The sequence below is a fragment of the Lysobacter arseniciresistens ZS79 genome (genome assembly GCF_000768335.1).
In the GTDB taxonomy this organism is placed as follows: domain Bacteria; phylum Pseudomonadota; class Gammaproteobacteria; order Xanthomonadales; family Xanthomonadaceae; genus Novilysobacter; species Novilysobacter arseniciresistens.
In genome coordinates this window covers 1-1,197 of record NZ_AVPT01000074.1, presented here as the reverse complement: position 1 = coordinate 1,197, position 1,197 = coordinate 1, and the positions used below count along the sequence as shown (strand labels likewise).

The following is a 1,197-nucleotide window of genomic DNA, read 5'->3' as shown; positions in this document are numbered from 1 at the left end:
GCGGGATAATTCACCATTATCCCGCCTGATATTTGGCCACTTAGCCGCCATCTTCTAGCTATTGAGTAGTATGTAATTACGTGGTATGTAACGCATTATGAAATAATACGGAGAGGGTGATGGCACGCGGCGGCCTGTACAAGAGCGACATCCAGAAGGCCCGTGACACTTTGCGGGCACAAGGTAAGCACCCCTCGGTGGACGCCGTGCGGGTGGCGCTGGGAAACACCGGCTCCAAGACCACCATCCACCGCTACCTCAAGGAACTGGAGGAAGAGGAGGGGCAAGGCTTGGGTGCCAAGGTTGCGGTTAGCGAGGCGCTGCAGGACCTGGTCGGCCGGCTCGCTGGGCGCCTGCATGAGGAGGCCGAGGCCGTGGTCTCCGAGACACAGCAACGTTTCGCGGCACAACTGCAGGAGCGCGACCAGGCGCTGGAACGCCTTCGACAGGAAGCGGCGGCGCTGAGCGCCCAGTTGCAACGTACAGAAACTGCCTTGCAGGTCGAACAATCTGCCCACGCCGCCACGACGCAAGCCCTGACCGAGCGAACAACCGAAATCGCGCAACTTGAAGAGCGCATTGCCGGCCTCACCATGCGTCTGGCCGAACACGACGCCCATTCCAAGTCTTTGGAAGAGAAGCACCAGCACGCGCGCGAGGCGCTGGAGCACTACCGGACCTCGATCAAAGAGCAACGCGACCAGGAGCAGCGCCGGCACGAACACCAGGTGCAGGAGCTGCAGGTCGCACTGCGCCAGGCCAACGACGCCTTGACTGGCAAGAACCATGAACTGCTGCAACTCAATCGCGACAATGGCCGCATGCTGGAACTGCAGGTGCGCCTCGAGCAGGACTTGCGTGCGGCGCGAGCCCAGCATGAGGGGCAGCAGCAGGAACTAGACGCCTTGAGGCTAACCGCGGCGGAGCACCAAGTCGTGCAGGCGCGGTGGGCTGAGGACACCAAAGTGCTGGGCGCCTTGCGTATTGATTTGGCCGACGCGCTTGCCGTCGTCTCGAAGGAACGGGAACGTCGCACCCAAGCAGAATCCGACCTCATGCGTACACAAGGTCGCCTGCAGGGGCTCGAGGACGCGCTGGCTCAAATCCGAACATCGGCAGCGCCTGAAGCCACAAAAACAGCCGAAGGAACAGCGGCTTAAGCTAGGAACGGCTGTTTTTTACACGAATCCCTGCCGA

General features: G+C 61.2%; 1 protein-coding gene. It reads left to right on the top strand.

What is annotated here, in order from left to right; all coding sequences use genetic code 11:
* The first annotated feature begins 119 nt into the window (after window positions 1-119).
* Window positions 120-1,160, top strand: coding sequence for a DNA-binding protein (locus N799_RS14025; protein WP_036213964.1), 1,041 nt, complete (start codon window positions 120-122; stop codon window positions 1,158-1,160).
* The last annotated feature ends 37 nt before the right edge of the window (window positions 1,161-1,197 follow it).